The organism is Klebsiella sp. JB_Kp042 (assembly GCF_040065275.1).
GTDB classification, from domain to species: Bacteria; Pseudomonadota; Gammaproteobacteria; order Enterobacterales; family Enterobacteriaceae; genus Klebsiella; species Klebsiella quasipneumoniae.
Window position 1 is genome coordinate 17112 of sequence record NZ_JBEAJL010000084.1, and the last position, 17801, is coordinate 34912.

Genomic DNA, 17801 nt, shown 5'->3' on the forward strand with positions numbered 1-17801 from the left:
GCTTTTGATCTTACTTCGCGGATCCGACTTATCCACAAAGAGAGTCGATCCTAATAAGAGATCACAATAGAACAGATCTCTATATAAAGATCTTCTTTTTAATACTCAGGATCCCGGAGTCTTTCTCAAAAGACCAAAGCCGAGTAGAATCCACGGCCCGGGCTTCAATCCATTTTCAAACCGCGTTATGCGAGGCAGACCACCATGTTTTATCAGGATCCTTTTGACGTCATTATCATTGGCGGGGGTCACGCAGGCACTGAGGCCGCAATGGCCGCAGCGCGTATGGGTCAACAGACCCTGCTTTTGACACACAATATCGACACGCTGGGGCAGATGAGCTGCAACCCGGCGATTGGCGGCATTGGGAAAGGACACCTGGTAAAAGAAGTGGACGCGCTCGGCGGCCTGATGGCCAAAGCGATCGATCAGGCAGGCATCCAGTTTAGGATACTAAACGCCAGCAAAGGCCCCGCGGTGCGCGCCACTCGCGCCCAGGCTGACCGCGTGCTGTACCGTCAGGCGGTACGCACTGCGCTGGAGAACCAGCCGAATTTGATGATCTTCCAGCAGGCAGTGGAAGATCTGATTGTCGAAAACGATCGCGTCGTAGGCGCAGTCACCCAGATGGGCCTCAAATTCCGTGCCAAAGCGGTGGTGCTGACCGTCGGAACCTTCCTTGACGGCAAAATCCATATTGGTCTGGATAACTACAGCGGCGGACGCGCCGGCGATCCGCCGTCGATCCCGCTGTCTCGTCGTCTGCGTGAACTGCCGCTGCGCGTAAGCCGACTGAAAACCGGGACCCCGCCGCGCATTGACGCGCGCACCATCGATTTCAGCGTGTTGGCTCAACAGCATGGCGATAACCCGATGCCGGTCTTCTCGTTTATGGGATCTGCCGATCAGCATCCGCGTCAGGTGCCGTGCTACATCACCCACACTAACGAGAAAACCCATGACGTGATCCGCAATAACCTCGATCGCAGCCCCATGTACGCTGGGGTGATCGAAGGGATCGGTCCACGCTACTGCCCGTCGATCGAAGACAAAGTCATGCGCTTTGCCGATCGCAACCAGCATCAGATCTTCCTCGAACCGGAAGGCCTGACCTCAAACGAAATTTATCCGAACGGCATCTCCACCAGCCTGCCGTTCGATGTGCAAATGCAAATCGTCCGCTCCATGCAGGGGATGGAAAATGCGCGGATCGTCCGTCCTGGCTACGCTATTGAGTACGACTTCTTCGACCCGCGCGATCTGAAACCGACGCTCGAGAGCAAATTCATTCAGGGTCTGTTCTTCGCCGGTCAGATCAACGGCACTACCGGTTATGAAGAAGCGGCGGCTCAGGGTCTGCTGGCCGGTCTTAACGCTGCTCGCTTCTCGGCGGAAAAAGAGGGCTGGGCGCCGCGTCGCGATCAGGCGTACCTCGGCGTGCTGGTGGATGACCTGTGTACTCTGGGTACCAAAGAACCGTACCGCATGTTTACCTCTCGTGCTGAATATCGTCTGATGCTGCGCGAAGACAACGCCGACCTGCGTCTGACTGAGCAGGGGCGTGAGCTGGGTCTGGTGGATGATGAACGCTGGGCGCGTTACAACGAGAAGCTGGAAAGCATTGAGCGCGAACGCCAGCGCCTGAAATCGACCTGGGTGAACCCGCAGGCTGAGAGCGCTACCGAAGTGAACGCTCACCTGACCGCGCCGCTGTCGCGCGAAGCCAGCGGTGAAGATCTGCTGCGTCGCCCGGAAATGACCTACGAGCAGCTGGTTCAGCTCTCGCCGTTCGCGCCGGGGCTGGAAGATCGGCAGGCGGCTGAGCAGGTTGAGATCCAGGTGAAGTATGAAGGCTATATCGCGCGCCAGCAGGATGAGATCGAGAAACAGCAGCGCAACGAGAATACCTTGTTACCGGCGACACTCGACTACCGTCAGGTCACCGGACTGTCTAATGAAGTGATCGCTAAACTAAACGACCATAAACCGTCGTCGATAGGGCAGGCGTCACGTATTTCCGGGATCACCCCGGCGGCGATCTCTATTTTGCTGGTTTGGTTGAAAAAGCAGGGGATGCTGCGTCGCAGCGCCTGATTGCGGCAGCCTGCCGCGCTGATTTCCCACTTGCATAATCAGCTTTCGCCTTTATTATTCCTGGCCCGGTAAGCGTTAGCGCCTCCGGGCTCATTATTTTTTGAAGGTACTTACCGTGCTCAACAAACTTTCTCGTCTGCTGGATGAAGCGGGTATTTCGCTCACCGATCACCAGAAAAATCAGCTGGTGGCTTACGTCGGGCTGCTCGATAAGTGGAACAAAGCCTATAACCTGACCTCCGTTCGCGATCCAAATGAGATGCTGGTGCGTCATATCCTCGACAGCATCATCGTCGCGCCTTATCTGCAGGGCTCGCGCTTTATCGATGTCGGTACGGGACCGGGGCTGCCGGGGATCCCGTTGGCTATCGTGCGCCCGGAGTCGCATTTCACCCTGCTGGACAGCCTTGGCAAACGCGTGCGCTTCCTGCGTCAGGTGCAGCATGAACTGAAGCTGGATAACGTCACGCCGGTGCAGAGCCGCGTGGAAGCTTTCCCGGCCGAGCCGCCGTTTGATGGCGTGATAAGCCGCGCCTTCGCGTCGCTTAATGATATGGTGAGCTGGTGCCATCATTTGCCGGCCGCGAACGGTCACTTCTATGCGCTCAAAGGGTTAGCGCAAAAAGACGAAATGGAAAACCTGCCGGAAGGGTATGCCATAGCCGAGGTCATTGAGCTGCATGTTCCTCAGCTGGAAGGGGAGCGGCACCTGGTGGTGATTACGCCAAAAGCGAGTTAATTTTTATCAAAAAATGTGGAAAAAATGTGGCCCATGAATGTTACAAAAATAAAGGTCACCTCCTGATATTATCGGGCTGCATTTAACCATGTTTTTACTATGGTTTTTCTTGCGGTTAACTTAGCGTAAGTGATTCACTGACAAAATAGTCAACTTTGAAAATATCAGGGTGCTAAAAATCGACAATGATGATCAGCATCGTGATGTTAAATTTTTATTATAAATGTCAATAAAAGGTTTTTATTGTATGTGGGGTTGTTTTAGATAATGTCCTCACTTTTTATCTTGAATATCAAAAACATGAAAAATAGTGTTTTATGTCCTTGATTCATTAAAGGGCGCTCGAAATGTTTATTATGTGATCTAATGCACGCTTTAATTGCCGTGTTTCCACGTTATTTGCAGTTTTGTATGACCGCTCACAGAACGCTGAAATGCACGGAAAGTTGTCCGTTGGAAAATAATTAAACATTTATTCACTATTTTGCTACTTATTGTTTGAAATCACGGGGCGTCACCGTATAATTTGTCCGCTTTTTGATGCTTGACTCTTCGTCTTAAAGGACGTTTTATACGACACGCGACATACCTCAAAGGGAGCAGGAGTAAAAACGTGATGTCAGTGTCGCTCTTGAGTCGAAACGTTGCTCGTAAGCTTCTGTTTATTCAGTTACTGGCAGTAATGGCAAGTGGACTGCTGTTTAGCCTCAAAGACCCCTTCTGGGGCATTTCCGCGGTATGCGGCGGTTTGGCAGTGGTTTTGCCAAACCTGATGTTTATGATTTTTGCCTGGCGTCATCAGGCGCATACACCAGCAAAAGGCCGTGTGGCCTGGACCTTCGCCTTCGGTGAAGCCTTCAAGGTGTTGCTGACCTTCGCCCTCCTGGCGGTGGCGCTGGCCGTTTTAAAAGTGGTATTTTTGCCACTGATCGTGACGTGGGTTTTGGTGCTGGTGGTACAAGTTCTGGCGCCAGCTGTAATCAACAACAAAGGGTAAAAGGCATCATGGCTTCAGAAAATATGACGCCGCAGGAATACATAGGTCACCATCTGAACAACCTTCAGATTGATCTGCGTACTTTCTCGCTGGTGGATCCGCACAACCCCCCGGCCACCTTCTGGACGCTCAACATTGACTCCATGTTCTTCTCGGTGGTTCTCGGTCTGCTGTTCCTGGCCATGTTCCGTAGCGTTGCTAAGAAAGCGACCAGCGGCGTACCAGGGAAATTCCAGACCTTCATCGAAATGATCATCGGCTTCGTCCATGGCAGCGTCAAAGACATGTACCATGGCAAGAGCAAGGTTATCGCGCCGCTGGCGCTGACCGTGTTCGTCTGGGTCTTCCTGATGAACCTGATGGACCTGCTGCCAATCGACCTGCTTCCTTATATCGGCGAACACATTTTCGGCCTGCCTGCACTGCGCGTGGTTCCGTCTGCTGACGTGAACATCACCCTGTCGATGGCGCTTGGCGTGTTCATCCTGATTATTTTCTACAGCATCAAAATGAAAGGCGTAGGTGGGTTCGTTAAAGAACTGACCATGCAGCCGTTCAATCACTGGGCGTTCATTCCTGTCAACTTAATCCTTGAAGGGGTAAGCCTGCTGTCCAAACCGGTCTCTCTCGGTCTGCGACTGTTCGGCAACATGTATGCCGGTGAGCTGATTTTCATTCTGATTGCTGGTCTGCTGCCGTGGTGGTCACAGTGGGTTCTGAATGTGCCTTGGGCCATTTTCCACATCCTGATTATTACGCTGCAAGCCTTCATCTTCATGGTTCTGACGATTGTCTATCTGTCGATGGCGTCTGAAGAGCATTGATTTTTACCAACACTACTACGTTTTAACTGAAACAAACTGGAGACTGTCATGGAAAACCTGAATATGGATCTGCTGTACATGGCTGCCGCTGTGATGATGGGTCTGGCGGCAATCGGTGCTGCGATCGGTATCGGCATCCTCGGAGGTAAATTCCTGGAAGGCGCAGCGCGTCAGCCGGATCTGATCCCTCTGCTGCGTACTCAGTTCTTTATCGTTATGGGTCTGGTGGATGCTATCCCGATGATCGCTGTAGGTCTGGGTCTGTACGTGATGTTCGCCGTCGCGTAGTAAGTTGTTAGAAACCTAAGCCACAGAGTTAATTAAAGAGGTATTGTGCTGTGAACATGAACGCAACAATCCTCGGCCAGGCCATCGCGTTTGTTATCTTCGTATGGTTCTGCATGAAGTACGTATGGCCGCCTTTAATGGCTGCCATCGAAAAACGCCAGAAAGAGATTTCTGACGGTTTAGCTTCTGCAGAACGCGCTAAGAAAGATTTGGACCTTGCACAGGCCAACGCGACCGACCAGCTGAAAAAAGCGAAAGCGGAAGCCCAGGTAATCATTGAGCAGGCGAACAAGCGCCGCTCTCAGATTCTGGACGAAGCTAAAGCTGAAGCAGAACAGGAACGCACCAAAATCGTTGCACAAGCGCAGGCTGAAATTGATGCTGAGCGTAAACGTGCACGCGAGGAGCTGCGTAAGCAGGTCGCTATCCTGGCTGTTGCTGGCGCCGAGAAGATCATCGAACGTTCCGTGGATGAAGCTGCTAACAGCGACATCGTGGATAAACTTGTCGCTGAACTGTAAGGAGGGAGGGGCTGATGTCTGAATTTGTAACGGTAGCTCGCCCCTACGCCAAAGCAGCTTTTGACTTTGCCGTCGAACACAACAGTGTTGAACGCTGGCAGGATATGCTGGCGTTTGCCGCCGAAGTGACCAAAAACGACCAAATGGCAGAGCTTCTCTCCGGTGCTTTGGCGCCGGAAACGCTCTCAGAAGCGTTTATCGCTATCTGCGGCGAGCAACTTGACGAAAACGGCCAGAACCTGATTAAGGTGATGGCGGAAAATAATCGTCTGAAGGTGCTCCCGGACGTTCTTGAGCAATTCATTCACCTGCGCGCGGCCAGTGAGGCCATCGCAGAGGTAGAAGTCATATCTGCCAACCAACTGAGTGATGAACAGCTTGCCAGGATCGTCAGCGCGATGGAAAAACGTCTGTCACGCAAAGTTAAGCTGAATTGCAAAATCGATAAGTCTGTTATGGCAGGTATTATCATCCGTGCGGGTGATATGGTCATTGATGGCAGCGTACGCGGCCGTCTTGATCGCCTTGCAGACGTCTTGCAGTCTTAAGGGGACTGGAGCATGCAACTGAATTCCACCGAAATCAGCGAACTGATCAAGCAGCGCATTGCTCAGTTCAATGTTGTGAGCGAAGCTCATAACGAAGGTACTATTGTTTCTGTAAGTGACGGTGTTATCCGCATCCACGGCCTTGCCGAATGTATGCAGGGTGAGATGATCTCCCTGCCGGGTAACCGTTACGCTATCGCACTGAACCTGGAGCGCGACTCCGTTGGTGCGGTGGTGATGGGTCCGTACGCTGACCTCGCCGAAGGCATGAAGGTGAAATGTACTGGCCGTATCCTGGAAGTTCCGGTTGGCCGTGGCCTGCTGGGCCGCGTGGTTAACACCCTGGGCGCGCCAATTGATGGTAAAGGTCCGCTGGAAAACGACGGTTTCTCCGCCGTTGAAGCGATCGCGCCGGGCGTAATCGAACGTCAGTCCGTCGATCAGCCGGTACAGACCGGTTATAAATCCGTTGACGCCATGATCCCAATCGGTCGTGGTCAGCGTGAACTGATCATCGGCGACCGTCAGACCGGTAAAACTGCGCTGGCTATCGATGCCATCATCAACCAGCGTGATTCCGGCATCAAGTGCGTCTATGTTGCTATCGGCCAGAAAGCGTCCACCATCTCTAACGTGGTGCGTAAACTGGAAGAGCACGGCGCGCTGGCTAACACCATCGTGGTGGTAGCGACTGCATCCGAATCTGCTGCACTGCAATACCTGGCGCCATACGCGGGTTGCGCAATGGGCGAATACTTCCGCGACCGCGGTGAAGATGCGCTGATCGTTTACGATGACCTGTCTAAACAGGCTGTTGCTTATCGTCAGATCTCCCTGCTGCTCCGTCGTCCGCCAGGACGTGAAGCGTTCCCGGGCGACGTATTCTATCTCCACTCTCGTCTGCTGGAGCGTGCTGCGCGTGTTAACGCCGAATACGTTGAAGCCTTCACCAAAGGTGAAGTGAAAGGGAAAACCGGTTCTCTGACCGCGCTGCCGATTATCGAAACCCAGGCGGGTGACGTTTCCGCATTCGTTCCGACCAACGTAATCTCCATTACCGATGGTCAGATCTTCCTGGAAACCAACCTGTTCAACGCCGGTATTCGTCCTGCGGTTAACCCGGGTATCTCGGTATCCCGTGTGGGTGGTGCAGCGCAGACCAAGATCATGAAGAAACTGTCCGGTGGTATCCGTACCGCGCTGGCGCAGTATCGTGAACTGGCGGCGTTCTCCCAGTTTGCATCCGACCTTGACGATGCAACCCGCAAACAGCTGGACCACGGTCAGAAAGTGACCGAACTGCTGAAACAGAAACAGTATGCGCCGATGTCCGTCGCGCAGCAGTCTCTGGTTCTGTTCGCAGCAGAACGTGGTTATCTGGCTGATGTAGAACTGGCGAAAATCGGTAGCTTCGAAGCCGCTCTGCTGGCTTACGTCGACCGTGATCACGCTCCGCTGATGCAAGAGATTAACCAGTCCGGTGGCTATAACGACGAAATCGAAGGCAAGCTGAAAGGCATCCTCGATTCCTTCAAAGCAACCCAGTCCTGGTAACGTCTGGCGGTCTGTCTTAGGGCAGGCCGCAAGGCATTGAGGAGAAGCTCATGGCCGGCGCAAAAGAGATACGTAGTAAGATCGCAAGCGTCCAGAACACGCAAAAGATCACTAAAGCGATGGAGATGGTCGCCGCTTCCAAAATGCGTAAATCGCAGGAGCGCATGGCGGCCAGCCGTCCTTACGCAGATACTATGCGCAAAGTGATTGGTCACCTTGCGAACGGTAATCTGGAATATAAGCACCCTTACCTGGAAGAACGCGACGTTAAGCGCGTGGGCTACCTGGTGGTGTCGACCGACCGTGGTTTGTGCGGCGGCTTGAACATTAACCTGTTCAAGAAACTGCTGGCGGAAATGAAAGCATGGTCCGATAAAGGCGTTCAGTGCGACCTCGCAATGATCGGCTCTAAGGGCGTCTCTTTCTTTAACTCCGTTGGCGGCAACGTCGTTGCACAGGTGACCGGTATGGGGGATAACCCATCCCTGTCCGAACTGATCGGCCCGGTAAAAGTGATGTTGCAGGCCTATGATGAAGGCCGTCTGGACAAGCTGTACGTTGTCAGCAACAAATTTATTAACACCATGTCTCAGGTTCCGACGATCACTCAGCTGCTGCCGTTACCGGCATCAGAAGACGCTGATCTGAAACGTAAATCCTGGGATTACCTGTATGAGCCCGATCCGAAAGCGCTGCTGGATACCCTCCTGCGCCGCTACGTCGAGTCTCAGGTTTATCAGGGCGTGGTTGAAAACCTGGCCAGCGAGCAGGCCGCCCGTATGGTGGCGATGAAAGCCGCGACCGATAATGGCGGCAGCCTGATTAAAGAGCTGCAGTTGGTATACAACAAAGCTCGTCAGGCCAGCATTACTCAGGAACTCACCGAGATCGTCTCGGGGGCCGCCGCGGTTTAACCAGGTTATTTCGTAGAGGATTTAAGATGGCTACTGGAAAGATTGTCCAGGTAATCGGCGCCGTGGTCGACGTCGAGTTCCCTCAGGATGCCGTACCACGCGTGTACGAAGCCCTTGAGGTACAGAATGGTAATGAAGTTCTGGTGCTGGAAGTTCAGCAGCAGCTGGGCGGCGGTATCGTGCGTACCATCGCCATGGGTTCTTCCGATGGTCTGCGCCGCGGTCTGGATGTAAAAGACCTCGAGCACCCGATCGAAGTCCCGGTTGGTAAAGCTACGCTGGGTCGTATCATGAACGTACTGGGTCAACCGGTCGACATGAAAGGCGACATCGGCGAAGAAGAGCGTTGGGCTATCCACCGCGCAGCACCGTCTTATGAAGAGCTGTCCAGCTCTCAGGAACTGCTGGAAACCGGCATCAAAGTTATCGACCTGATGTGTCCGTTCGCGAAGGGCGGTAAAGTCGGTCTGTTCGGTGGCGCGGGTGTAGGTAAAACCGTAAACATGATGGAGCTGATCCGTAACATCGCGATCGAGCACTCCGGTTACTCCGTGTTTGCGGGCGTAGGTGAACGTACTCGTGAGGGTAACGACTTCTACCACGAAATGACCGACTCCAACGTTATCGACAAAGTATCCCTGGTGTATGGCCAGATGAACGAGCCGCCGGGAAACCGTCTGCGCGTTGCGCTGACCGGCCTGACCATGGCTGAGAAGTTCCGTGACGAAGGTCGTGACGTTCTGCTGTTCGTCGATAACATCTATCGTTACACCCTGGCCGGTACTGAAGTATCCGCACTGCTGGGTCGTATGCCTTCAGCGGTAGGTTACCAGCCGACTCTGGCGGAAGAGATGGGCGTTCTGCAGGAACGTATCACCTCCACCAAAACCGGCTCTATCACTTCCGTACAGGCGGTATACGTACCGGCGGATGACTTAACTGACCCATCCCCAGCCACTACCTTTGCTCACTTAGATGCAACCGTAGTACTGAGCCGTCAGATCGCATCCCTGGGTATCTACCCGGCCGTTGACCCGCTGGACTCCACCAGCCGTCAGCTGGATCCGCTGGTTGTTGGTCAGGAGCACTACGACACCGCTCGTGGCGTTCAGTCCATTCTGCAGCGTTATCAGGAACTGAAAGACATTATCGCCATCCTGGGTATGGATGAACTGTCTGAAGAAGATAAACTGGTGGTAGCTCGCGCACGTAAGATCCAGCGCTTCCTGTCCCAGCCGTTCTTCGTGGCAGAAGTATTTACCGGTTCTCCGGGCAAATACGTCTCCCTGAAAGACACCATCCGTGGCTTTAAAGGCATCATGGAAGGCGAATACGATCACCTGCCAGAGCAGGCGTTCTACATGGTCGGTTCTATCGACGAAGCCGTGGAAAAAGCCAAAAAACTTTAACGCCTTAATCGGAGGGTGATATGGCAATGACTTACCACCTGGACGTCGTCAGCGCAGAGAAACAAATGTTCTCTGGTCTGGTCGAGAAAATCCAGGTAACGGGTAGCGAAGGTGAACTGGGTATTTACCCGGGGCACGCGCCGCTGCTCACCGCCATTAAGCCTGGTATGATTCGCATCGTTAAGCAGCACGGTCACGAAGAATTTATCTACCTGTCAGGCGGCATTCTTGAAGTGCAGCCGGGTAGCACGACCGTCCTGGCGGATACCGCAATTCGTGGCCAGGATCTCGACGAAGCGCGAGCCCTGGAAGCGAAACGTAAGGCTGAAGAGCACATTAAGAGCTCTCATGGTGACGTGGATTACGCTCAGGCGTCCGCGGAACTGGCCAAAGCGATCGCTAAACTGCGCGTTATCGAGTTGACCAAAAAAGCGATGTAACACCGGCTTGAACGTAAAAAGCCAGTCTGGTTTCCAGGCTGGCTTTTTTTATGGCCAGCTGCTGACGAGCGGATGAAGTGAAAACAGAGTTCACCCTTAATTGTTATTGATTAGTTAAATGATGAAGCGTAGACTCTATTTTATGTGATGTATGTCACATAAAAGAGCGTTATCAAATTGCACCTGCGTCAGGAATTCATCATGAAACTGTTCCATAAAATCATCGCTAAATTTAGCGTCCTGAGCTTCTAAGCTCCGCGCTATCTCCCCCGCTGACACGACGTATCGCCCATCAAAACGACAACACTGGCGATGTGAAACCGGGCAAAGAAGGTCACCTGACGGTGGCCTTTCGTTTTTAATCACTACATCAATCACTTTGCCGCCCTCCCCCCGCCAGCGACTGGCGACGATTATCCTGGTTCTTCCCGCTATGGGTGCTGAAAACCGCTTTCCGCAGCGGCTTTATTCAGGTGACGAAAAAACAGCAAAAGCAGTGAGATAGTCAATGATTATCCTCCCTACCCTCCTTTTTCAGCGTTAAACTGATTTGCAGTGGTTAAAAATAGCGTCATAAAATGGTGTATAGCGGTGAGCCTGGACGTTTTCTCCACGTCTCGTTTTATGATGAAAAATATGTAGAAATTTCAACGTGAAAGGCTTTTACTTTTCGTTCTAACTACCGTCAGGATGAGTATGTCAAATAGTGCGATGAGCGTGGTTATCCTTGCCGCAGGCAAAGGGACCCGCATGTATTCCGATCTTCCTAAGGTGCTGCATACCCTGGCCGGGAAGCCAATGGTGCAGCATGTCATTGATGCCGCTAACGATTTAGGCGCATGTGCGGTACACCTGGTGTACGGCCACGGCGGCGATCTGCTGCGTCAGACGCTGCATGAAGACAACCTGAACTGGGTGCTGCAGGCCGAGCAGCTAGGAACCGGGCACGCCATGCAGCAGGCGGCGCCGTTCTTCAATGATGATGAAGACATCCTGATGCTCTACGGCGACGTGCCGCTGATCTCCGTCGAGACGCTACAGCGCCTGCGCGCCGCGAAACCGCAGGGCGGGATTGGTCTGCTGACGGTGAAGCTGGATGATCCAACCGGCTATGGCCGCATTACCCGTGAGAATGGCCAGGTGACAGGCATCGTTGAGCACAAAGATGCCAGCGAGGCGCAGCGCCAGATTCAGGAAATTAACACCGGGATCCTGATCGCCGGCGGAGCAGATCTCAAGCGCTGGCTGGCGAAGCTCACCAATAACAACGCCCAGGGCGAATACTACATCACCGATATCATCGCCATGGCGCATCAGGAAGGTCACGAGATCGTTGCCGTGCATCCCCAGCGCCTGAGCGAAGTCGAAGGCGTCAACAATCGCCTGCAGCTTGCGCGCCTGGAGCGCGTCTACCAGGCTGAGCAAGCGGAAAAGCTGCTGCTGGCGGGGGTGATGTTGCGCGATCCGGCGCGTTTCGATCTGCGCGGTACGCTGCAGCACGGGCGCGATGTGGAGATCGATACTAACGTTATTCTGCAAGGCCGCGTCGTGCTGGGCGATCGCGTGAAAATCGGCGCCGGCTGTGTGATTAAAAACAGCACTATCGGCGATGATTGCGAAATCAGCCCCTACAGCGTGGTGGAAGATGCCCAGCTGCAGGCGGCCTGCACCATCGGCCCATTTGCCCGTCTGCGCCCGGGCGCCGAACTGCTGGAAGGCGCCCACGTTGGCAACTTCGTGGAAATGAAAAAGGCGCGTCTTGGCAAAGGCTCCAAGGCGGGTCATCTGACCTATCTGGGCGATGCGGAGATCGGTGATAACGTCAATATCGGCGCGGGCACCATCACCTGCAACTATGATGGCGCGAATAAACATAAAACGATTATTGGCGATGATGTTTTTGTTGGCTCGGATACCCAGCTGGTGGCCCCGGTCACGGTTGGCAACGGCGTCACGATCGCCGCCGGCACCACCGTCACACGCAATATCGCCGATAACGAACTGGTGTTGAGCCGCGTACCGCAGGTCCACAAACAGGGCTGGCAGCGTCCGGTGAAGAAAAAATAAACAGGATTGTCGCCGGGGGTGAAAAACGCCCGGCGAACCAGGATGAGAGGGTCAATATAGATCCCCGTCCGCAGGCAGTACCATAACAATAACCCCACTCTCTACAAGGCTCGGGGCGCCCGGAAAACGGGCAAATACAGGTCAGCGACAACGCATGGCATATCGCCATTATCAGGAAATTTAACTATGTGTGGAATTGTTGGCGCAGTCGCGCAGCGTGATATTGCTGAAATCCTTCTCGAAGGTTTACGTCGTCTGGAATACCGTGGCTATGACTCTGCCGGTCTGGCGGTAGTCGACAGCGAAGGTCATATGACCCGCGTGCGTCGCCTGGGTAAGGTACAGATGCTGGCTCAGGCGGTCGAAGAGCAACCGTTACACGGTGGTACCGGGATCGCCCATACTCGTTGGGCGACGCACGGCGAACCGTCTGAGAGCAATGCGCATCCGCATGTTTCTGAACACATTGTGGTGGTCCATAACGGGATCATTGAAAACCACGAGCCGCTGCGCGCACTGCTGCAGTCTCGCGGCTATGTCTTCGTCACTGAGACCGATACCGAAGTTATCGCCCATCTGGTGCACTGGGAGCTGGAACAAGGTGGTACCTTGCGTGAAGCCGTGCTGCGCGCCATCCCGCAGCTGCGCGGCGCCTACGGCACCGTCATCATGGATACCCGCGACCCGGGAACTCTGCTGGCGGCCCGCTCCGGTAGCCCACTGGTTATCGGTCTGGGCATGGGTGAAAACTTTATCGCCTCCGACCAGCTGGCGCTGCTGCCGGTTACCCGCCGCTTCATCTTCCTCGAAGAGGGCGATATTGCGGAAGTGACTCGTCGCTCGGTAGTGATTTTCGATAAATCCGCTGCGCAAGTGAAGCGCCAGGAGATCGAATCCAATCTGCAGTATGACGCCGGCGATAAAGGTATCTATCGCCACTATATGCAGAAAGAGATTTTCGAACAGCCGAACGCGATTAAGAACACCCTGACCGGGCGTATCAGCCACGGCGAAGTCGATCTCAGCGAGCTGGGGCCGAACGCCAATGAAATGCTGGCTCAGGTCGAACATATTCAGATTGTTGCCTGCGGGACCTCCTATAACTCCGGGATGGTCTCCCGCTACTGGTTTGAAGCGTTAGCCGGCGTGCCGTGCGATGTGGAAATCGCCTCCGAATTCCGCTATCGCAAGTCCGCGGTGCGTCGTAACAGCCTGATGATCACCCTTTCCCAGTCCGGTGAAACTGCCGATACGCTGGCGGCGCTGCGATTGTCGAAAGAGCTGGGCTATCTCGGCTCGCTGGCTATCTGCAACGTGCCGGGCTCGTCGCTGGTGCGCGAATCCGATCTGGCGCTGATGACCAAAGCCGGAACGGAAATTGGCGTGGCCTCGACCAAGGCCTTTACCACTCAGCTGACGGTGCTGCTGATGCTGGTGGCGAAACTGGCGCGATTGAAAGGTCAGGATGCGTCCATTGAGCATGATATCGTCCACGGCCTGCAGGCGCTGCCGAGTCGTATCGAGCAGATGCTCTCTCAGGACAAGCGTATTGAGCAGCTGGCAGAGCGTTTCTCTGATAAGCACCATGCGCTGTTCCTCGGCCGCGGCGATCAGTATCCGATCGCCATGGAAGGGGCGCTGAAGCTGAAAGAGATCTCCTACATTCACGCGGAAGCCTACGCGGCGGGCGAGCTGAAGCACGGCCCGCTGGCGCTGATTGATGCGGAAATGCCGGTGATCGTGGTGGCGCCGAACAACGAGCTGCTGGAAAAACTGAAATCCAACATCGAAGAAGTTCGCGCCCGCGGCGGTGAGCTGTACGTCTTCGCCGACGGTGACGCCGGCTTCAACGGCAGCGACAACATGCACATCATTGAGATGCCGCATGTCGAAGAGACCATCGCCCCCATCTTCTACACCGTGCCGCTGCAGCTGCTGGCTTATCACGTTGCGCTGATCAAAGGCACAGACGTTGATCAGCCGCGTAACCTGGCGAAATCGGTCACGGTTGAGTAACGTATTACCTCTTTTGCAAAGGGCTGCCGGCGGTGGCCCTTTTTTATTTTCACCTGCTGTTTTTCGCCGATCTTGTGCGCAATATGTGGGATGGCGATAGACGACAAACGATCGTTTTGCACTGCGATTTGGCTGTCATAAAAAGAAAATTATTCCGTCATTGTATGGTCATGCTTGCAGGTAACCATTTGAGTTATAAGCGTATTATTTGAGGCAAAATCCCGTCTCCCGGCCTGTCATAAAACTGTCATAATTCGTACATTTTACTGTCACCTCTTTGACCTATTTTGCTCACCATAGCCTCGAAACAATGATTTACGAATCCCAGCAGGAGACATTATGAACGTTATGCGTACCACCGTCGCAACAGTTGTCGCCGCGACCTTATCGATGAGCGCTTTCTCTGCTTTCGCAGCAGCAAGCCTGACTGGCGCAGGTGCAACTTTTCCTGCGCCGGTGTATGCCAAATGGGCTGACACCTATCAGAAAGAAACCGGCAATAAAGTGAACTACCAGGGTATTGGTTCCTCTGGTGGCGTTAAGCAGATTATTGCCAACACCGTTGATTTCGGTGCTTCTGATGCTCCGCTGGCTGATGACAAACTGACCCAGGAAGGTCTGTTCCAGTTCCCGACCGTGATTGGCGGCGTGGTGCTGGCGGTTAACCTGCCTGGCGTGAAATCCGGCGAGCTGGTGCTGGATGGCAAAACCCTCGGCGATATCTATCTGGGTAAAATTAAAAAATGGGATGACGAAGCGATCGCTAAACTCAACCCGGGTCTGAAGCTGCCGTCGCAGAATATCGCCGTGGTTCGCCGCGCCGATGGTTCCGGTACCTCCTTCGTCTTCACCAGCTACCTGTCCAAAGTGAATGAAGAGTGGAAATCGAAAATCGGCGCAGGCTCTACCGTTAACTGGCCAACCGGTCTTGGCGGTAAAGGCAACGACGGTATCGCCGCCTTTGTTCAGCGTCTGCCGGGCTCGATTGGTTACGTCGAATACGCTTACGCCAAACAAAACAATCTGGCGTACACCAAACTGGTCTCTGCCGATGGCAAACCGGTTAGCCCGACTGAAGACAACTTCGCTAACGCCGCAAAAGGCGTTGACTGGAGCAAGTCTTTCGCTCAGGACCTGACTAACCAGAAGGGTGAAAATGCATGGCCGATCACCTCAACCACCTTCATTCTGGTGCATAAGGCGACTAACAAGCCTGAGCAGACCGCTGAAGTGCTGAAGTTCTTCGACTGGGCGTATAAAAACGGCGGGAAAGAAGCGAATGCGCTGGATTACGCATCGCTGCCGGAAAGCGTGGTTGAGCAGGTTCGTGCGGCATGGAAAACCAACGTCAAAGACAGCAGCGGTAAAGCGCTGTACTAACAGTAGATTTTTGACGAAGATGGCGGGGGCGTTCAGCGCTGCCCGCCCTACGGTTCAGACTGTAGGCCCGGAAGCGAACGCCACCGGGCATTTATTCGAACAAGCTTTAATACGTAAAGAGTAATCTATGGCTGCAACCAAGCCTGCATTTACCCCTCCGGGGAAAAAGGGTGACATGATTTTCAGTGCGCTGGTAAAACTGGCTGCGCTGATTGTGCTATTGATGCTGGGCGGCATCATCGTTTCCCTGATCATCTCTTCCTGGCCGAGCATTCAAAAGTTTGGCTTTGCCTTTTTGTGGACCAAAGAGTGGGATGCGCCCAACGAAATCTTCGGCGCGCTGGTGCCGATTTACGGGACCCTGGTGACCTCTTTTATCGCGCTGCTGATCGCCGTACCGGTGAGCTTCGGCATCGCGCTGTTTCTGACGGAACTGTCCCCCGCCTGGCTCAAGCGTCCGCTGGGTATTGCGATTGAGCTGCTGGCCGCGATCCCGAGTATCGTGTACGGCATGTGGGGCCTGTTTATTTTCGCCCCGCTGTTTGCGACTTACTTCCAGGAGCCTGTCGGTAACGTCCTGTCGACTATTCCGTTCGTCGGCGCGCTGTTTGCTGGCCCGGCGTTTGGTATCGGTATTCTCGCCGCTGGCGTTATTCTGGCCATCATGATCATCCCTTATATCGCCGCGGTAATGCGTGATGTTTTCGAACAGACGCCGGTGATGATGAAAGAGTCGGCCTATGGCATCGGCTGCACCACCTGGGAAGTGATCTGGCGCATCGTATTACCGTTCACCAAGAACGGGGTGATCGGCGGCGTGATGCTCGGTCTGGGCCGCGCGCTGGGTGAAACCATGGCGGTCACCTTTATCATCGGCAATACCTACCAGCTCGACAGCATATCGCTGTATATGCCGGGGAACAGCATTACCTCCGCGCTGGCCAACGAATTCGCCGAAGCCGAAACCGGTCTGCACGTGGCGGCGCTGATGGAACTGGGTCTGATCCTGTTCGTTATCACCTTTATCGTTCTGGCGGCGTCGAAGTTCATGATTATGCGCCTCGCGAAGAATGAGGGGGCACGCTAATGGCGACCATTGAAATGCAAAGCACCGCCGAGCTGGCGGAGTCTCGCCGCAAGATGCAGGCTAAACGCCGCATGAAGAACCGTATCGCCCTGGCGCTGTCGATGGCCACCATGGCGTTTGGTTTGTTCTGGCTTATCTGGATCCTGATGGCGACGATAACCCGCGGCTTCGACGGCATGAGCCTGGCGCTGTTTACCGAAATGACGCCGCCGCCGAATACCGCGGGCGGCGGTCTGGCCAACGCCCTCGCCGGCAGCGGCCTGCTGATCCTGTGGGCAACTATCTTTGGTACGCCGCTGGGTATCCTCGCTGGAATTTATCTGGCGGAGTATGGCCGCAAGTCGGTGCTGGCGGAAATTATCCGTTTTATTAACGATATTCTGCTTTCCGCGCCGTCTATCGTGGTTGGTCTGTTCGTCTACACCATCGTGGTGGCGCAGATGCAGCACTTCTCCGGCTGGGCGGGGGTGATCGCCCTGGCGCTGCTGCAGGTGCCTATCGTTATTCGTACCACCGAAAACATGCTGAAACTGGTGCCGGATAGCCTGCGTGAAGCGGCCTATGCGCTGGGTACGCCGAAGTGGAAGATGATCTCGGCGATCACCCTGAAAGCGTCCGTCTCGGGGATTATGACCGGGATCCTGCTGGCTATCGCCCGTATCGCCGGGGAAACGGCGCCCCTGCTGTTTACCGCGCTGTCCAACCAGTTCTGGAGCACCGACATGATGCAGCCGATTGCCAACCTGCCGGTGACCATTTTCAAATTTGCCATGAGTCCGTTTGCGGAGTGGCAGCAACTGGCATGGGCCGGGGTATTGATTATCACCCTGTGCGTCTTGCTGCTGAACATCCTGGCGCGCGTTATCTTCGCCAAGAAGAAACACGGTTAATTTTGCGGCGCAGCGACAGCTGCGCTGAATGAG

The 17801-nt window shown here is 54.4% G+C and carries 16 protein-coding genes; all 16 read left to right on the forward strand.

Going from position 1 to position 17801, the window contains the following annotated elements; genetic code table 11:
* Positions 1 to 204 precede the first annotated feature (204 nt).
* The 16 genes from mnmG (at position 205) to pstA (ending at position 17768) form a co-directional block, all read left to right on the forward strand.
* Complete coding sequence (gene mnmG, locus ABLV54_RS14690; protein ID WP_023291477.1) at positions 205 to 2094, forward strand: tRNA uridine-5-carboxymethylaminomethyl(34) synthesis enzyme MnmG; 1890 nt, start codon at positions 205 to 207, stop codon at positions 2092 to 2094.
* A gap of 115 nt (positions 2095 to 2209) precedes the next feature.
* On the forward strand, positions 2210 to 2833 hold the full coding sequence (rsmG, locus tag ABLV54_RS14695; RefSeq protein ID WP_050534293.1) for a 16S rRNA (guanine(527)-N(7))-methyltransferase RsmG: 624 nt from the start codon (positions 2210 to 2212) through the stop codon (positions 2831 to 2833).
* 616 nt (positions 2834 to 3449) lie between these two features.
* Positions 3450 to 3830, forward strand: a complete 381-nt coding sequence (atpI, locus tag ABLV54_RS14700; protein WP_004202310.1) for a F0F1 ATP synthase subunit I — start codon at positions 3450 to 3452, stop codon at positions 3828 to 3830.
* An 8-nt stretch (positions 3831 to 3838) separates the two neighbouring features.
* Positions 3839 to 4654: a F0F1 ATP synthase subunit A gene (atpB, locus tag ABLV54_RS14705; RefSeq protein WP_023291475.1), complete on the forward strand. Its 816-nt coding sequence runs from the start codon at positions 3839 to 3841 to the stop codon at positions 4652 to 4654.
* A gap of 48 nt (positions 4655 to 4702) precedes the next feature.
* Entirely contained in the window at positions 4703 to 4942 is a 240-nt protein-coding gene (gene atpE / locus ABLV54_RS14710) for a F0F1 ATP synthase subunit C (protein WP_000429386.1), read from the forward strand.
* A 50-nt stretch (positions 4943 to 4992) separates the two neighbouring features.
* On the forward strand, positions 4993 to 5463 hold the full coding sequence (gene atpF / locus ABLV54_RS14715; RefSeq protein WP_004107293.1) for a F0F1 ATP synthase subunit B: 471 nt from the start codon (positions 4993 to 4995) through the stop codon (positions 5461 to 5463).
* Between the two features lie 14 nt (positions 5464 to 5477).
* A complete protein-coding gene (gene atpH, locus ABLV54_RS14720) occupies positions 5478 to 6011 on the forward strand; it encodes a F0F1 ATP synthase subunit delta (protein ID WP_004202307.1) in 534 nt (177 codons plus the stop codon).
* 12 nt (positions 6012 to 6023) lie between these two features.
* Positions 6024 to 7565 carry a F0F1 ATP synthase subunit alpha gene (gene atpA, locus ABLV54_RS14725; RefSeq protein ID WP_004144995.1) on the forward strand — a complete coding sequence of 514 codons (1542 nt, stop codon included), beginning with the start codon at positions 6024 to 6026 and terminating at the stop codon, positions 7563 to 7565.
* A 50-nt stretch (positions 7566 to 7615) separates the two neighbouring features.
* Complete coding sequence (atpG, locus tag ABLV54_RS14730) at positions 7616 to 8479, forward strand: F0F1 ATP synthase subunit gamma (protein WP_004144996.1); 864 nt, start codon at positions 7616 to 7618, stop codon at positions 8477 to 8479.
* Between the two features lie 26 nt (positions 8480 to 8505).
* A complete protein-coding gene (gene atpD, locus ABLV54_RS14735; RefSeq protein ID WP_023291474.1) occupies positions 8506 to 9888 on the forward strand; it encodes a F0F1 ATP synthase subunit beta in 1383 nt (460 codons plus the stop codon).
* A gap of 20 nt (positions 9889 to 9908) precedes the next feature.
* Positions 9909 to 10328: a F0F1 ATP synthase subunit epsilon gene (locus ABLV54_RS14740; protein WP_004107274.1), complete on the forward strand. Its 420-nt coding sequence runs from the start codon at positions 9909 to 9911 to the stop codon at positions 10326 to 10328.
* A gap of 696 nt (positions 10329 to 11024) precedes the next feature.
* A complete protein-coding gene (glmU, locus tag ABLV54_RS14745; protein WP_032454443.1) occupies positions 11025 to 12395 on the forward strand; it encodes a bifunctional UDP-N-acetylglucosamine diphosphorylase/glucosamine-1-phosphate N-acetyltransferase GlmU in 1371 nt (456 codons plus the stop codon).
* A 186-nt stretch (positions 12396 to 12581) separates the two neighbouring features.
* Positions 12582 to 14411, forward strand: a complete 1830-nt coding sequence (glmS, locus tag ABLV54_RS14750; RefSeq protein WP_023291472.1) for a glutamine--fructose-6-phosphate transaminase (isomerizing) — start codon at positions 12582 to 12584, stop codon at positions 14409 to 14411.
* A 339-nt stretch (positions 14412 to 14750) separates the two neighbouring features.
* Positions 14751 to 15791: a phosphate ABC transporter substrate-binding protein PstS gene (gene pstS / locus ABLV54_RS14755; protein ID WP_023291471.1), complete on the forward strand. Its 1041-nt coding sequence runs from the start codon at positions 14751 to 14753 to the stop codon at positions 15789 to 15791.
* A gap of 127 nt (positions 15792 to 15918) precedes the next feature.
* Positions 15919 to 16878, forward strand: coding sequence for a phosphate ABC transporter permease PstC (pstC, locus tag ABLV54_RS14760; RefSeq protein ID WP_004145004.1), 960 nt, complete (start codon positions 15919 to 15921; stop codon positions 16876 to 16878).
* Positions 16878 to 17768: a phosphate ABC transporter permease PstA gene (gene pstA, locus ABLV54_RS14765; protein ID WP_023291470.1), complete on the forward strand. Its 891-nt coding sequence runs from the start codon at positions 16878 to 16880 to the stop codon at positions 17766 to 17768. The genes pstC and pstA overlap by 1 nt, the downstream gene beginning before the upstream one ends.
* The last annotated feature ends 33 nt before the right edge of the window (positions 17769 to 17801 follow it).